Origin of the sequence: Nocardia wallacei, assembly GCF_029869545.1 — a bacterium.
Taxonomy (GTDB): domain Bacteria; phylum Actinomycetota; class Actinomycetes; order Mycobacteriales; family Mycobacteriaceae; genus Nocardia; species Nocardia wallacei_A.
In genome coordinates this window covers 1-2,743 of record NZ_JARWQD010000051.1, presented here as the reverse complement: position 1 = coordinate 2,743, position 2,743 = coordinate 1, and the positions used below count along the sequence as shown (strand labels likewise).

The 2,743-nt window shown below is 66.9% G+C and carries 2 protein-coding genes; both read right to left on the bottom strand.

All coding sequences use genetic code 11. The features are described 5' to 3' along the window. Positions 1-385 precede the first annotated feature (385 nt). Positions 386-1,639, bottom strand: coding sequence for a UDP-N-acetylglucosamine 1-carboxyvinyltransferase (murA, locus tag QH290_RS02520; RefSeq protein WP_280268161.1), 1,254 nt, complete (start codon positions 1,637-1,639; stop codon positions 386-388). Between the two features lie 116 nt (positions 1,640-1,755). Then, the gene (locus tag QH290_RS02515; protein WP_280381849.1) at positions 1,756-2,343 is read right to left on the bottom strand and encodes a cob(I)yrinic acid a,c-diamide adenosyltransferase; all 588 of its coding nucleotides are present in this window, start codon (positions 2,341-2,343) and stop codon (positions 1,756-1,758) included. Positions 2,344-2,743: the final 400 nt, after the last annotated feature.

Genomic DNA, 2,743 nt, shown 5'->3' with positions numbered 1-2,743 from the left:
CGAAAACCTAACCTAAACGCCAGCCGGAAAATAGCTGACAAAAACGTCCTGCCCTCACACGGGGGTATGAGAACAGGCACCAAAAATAATTGGCACTGACATTCATCGACACACTATTGAGTTCTCAAAGAACACACGCACCAGTGACCTCACGGGAGGACCCCGATCGATCGGCTGGGCAACTTTCAACAGCTTAGCTCGCCCTCGGACGCGGAACCAAATCCGTCCCTCGGGTCGAACCAGTGTGATCGTCAGGCGCTCCTCGTCCAACCTCGTGTCCCGGGCCTTGGGGGCTCCGGGTCGGCGTCCGTGTCGCTCTGACCCGGAATAAGTTACGTGGCACCAGAATCGATGTCAAATCGCCTGGTCAGGACGCATTCGATGATCAGCTGACGCGCTGCACATCGGCGCCGAGGGAGCGCAGATTCTCCACGAAATCCGGATAGCCTCGATCGATGTGGAACACGTCGTGCACCTCGGTGACGCCATCGGCCACCAAACCGGCCAGCACGAGCCCGGCGCCCGCCCGGATATCGGACGACCACACCGGAGCGCTGGACAGCCGCGGGATGCCGCGCACCACGGCATGGTGCCCGTCGGTCCGGGCATCGGCCCCCAGCCGGATCATCTCCTCCACGAAGCGGAACCGCGCCTCGAAGACGTTCTCGGTGATCATCGAGGTGCCGTCCGCGATCGCCGCCAGCCCGATCGCCATCGGCTGCAGGTCGGTCGGGAACCCCGGGAAGGGCAGCGTCGAGAAGTTCACGGCGCGCGGGCGCTCGGCCTGTAGGACCCGAAAACCGTCCGGCTCGAACGAGATTCGCGCGCCGGAGGACCGCAACTTGTCCAGCACCAGGGACAGATGCTTGGGGTTGATCCCCGTCACGCGGACGTCGCCGAGCGTCATAGCGGCGGCGATACCCCAGGTCGCGGCGACGATGCGATCGCCGATCACCTGATGGGTGGTGGGCGAGAGCTTGCGCACGCCGTCGATCGTGAGCACCGAGGTGCCCGCGCCGCTGATGCGCGCGCCCATCCTGGTCAGCATCGTGCAGAGGTCGACGATCTCCGGCTCCCGCGCCGCATTGTCGATGACCGTCTCGCCCTCGGCCAGCACCGCCGCCATCAGGATGTTCTCGGTCGCGCCGACGGAGGGGAAGTCCAGCCGGATGCGCGCACCCTGCAGTTCGTCGGCGCGGGCGACCAGGCAGCCGTGCTCTATTTCGCTGGTCGCCCCCAGCAGCCGCAGGCCCGTCTGGTGCATGTCGAGCGGGCGCGAGCCGATCGCATCGCCGCCGGGCAGGGCCACCACCGCGCGCTTGCACCGGGCCATCAACGGACCGAGGACGCAGACCGAGGCCCGGAATTGCGTCACCGCAGGGAAATCCGCGTGGTACTTCGGTTCCGTCGGCGTCGTGATCGCCACCACGGAGCCGTCGACGACCACGTCACAGCCGAGGCCCCGCAGGACCTCGGCCATCAGCGGCACGTCGAGGATGTCCGGACAGTTCGTGATCGTTGTCGTGCCCTCGGCGAGCAGTGCGGCTGCCATCAGCTTGAGCACGCTGTTCTTGGCACCGCCGACCGCCACCTCGCCGACGAGCCGACTGCCCCCGGTCACCAGAAACCGTTCACTCACGGGGGTCAGCCTAGTGGGCACATCCGCCGATAGTGGCCACTCCGTCCGCCGTGGGCGGATGTCGCAGTCGGGCCGGGGGCGCATTACCGCAGGGCTACCGGGCGATTGCGGTAGTGCTAGGACTCCGTGCCTGCGGCCGAGCCGCCCGGACGCCAGAGCACATCGCCGTCCGGGTTGGCCACCCTGCCCAGGATGAACAGCAGATCCGACAGGCGGTTCAGGTATTTCGCGGGCAGCACCGAGGTGTCGTCGGGATACGCCGCGACCGCCGCCCATGCCGAGCGCTCGGTGCGGCGGGCCACGGTACGCGCCGTGTGCAGCAGCGCGGCCAGCGGCGTGCCGCCGGGCAGGATGAACGAATTCAGCGGCGCGAGTTCGGCATTGAATTCGTCACACCAGCGCTCGAGGCGGTCGATGTACGCCTGGGTGATGCGCAGCGGCGGGTGCTTCGGCTCCGCGACCACCGGGGTCGACAGGTCGGCGCCGGCGTCGAACAGATCGTTCTGCACCTGCCGCAGCACCTGCTCGATCTCCGGGCTCGGCGCCCCCAGCGCGATCGCGACGCCGATCGCCGCATTGGTCTCGTCGCAATCGGCGTAGGCCACCAGCCGCGCATCGGTCTTGGACACCCGGGAGAAATCGCTCAGCCCGGTGCTGCCGTCGTCGCCGGTACGGGTGTAGATCCGAGTCAGATGCACGCTCACACATTCACAGTACGTGGTGGATCCCGGCCAAAAGCATGCCGGGAATGAAGGCGGTCGCAGGTGCCGGGAATGAAGGCGGTCGCAGGTGCCGGGAATGAAGGCGGTCGCAGGCGCCGGGAACGAAGGCAAGCCCAGACGCCGGGAATGAAGGCAGGCGCAGGCGCCTGCCGGGAATGAAGGCAGGCGCAGGCGCCGGGAACGACAGCGAACGCAGACGCCGGAACAAAAGCCAGCGCAGACGCCAGGAAAGAAGGCGGGCTGAGGTTCCCCCGCTTTCACGGAGAGCTCTGACGTGGTCCGATAGGGGCCGGAAGGAGTTCATCAGTGGCAGCACCGAAGAAGTATCCGGACGAGTTGAGGGCTCGGGCGGTCAGGTTGTATCGGGATGCGGATCCCAAGC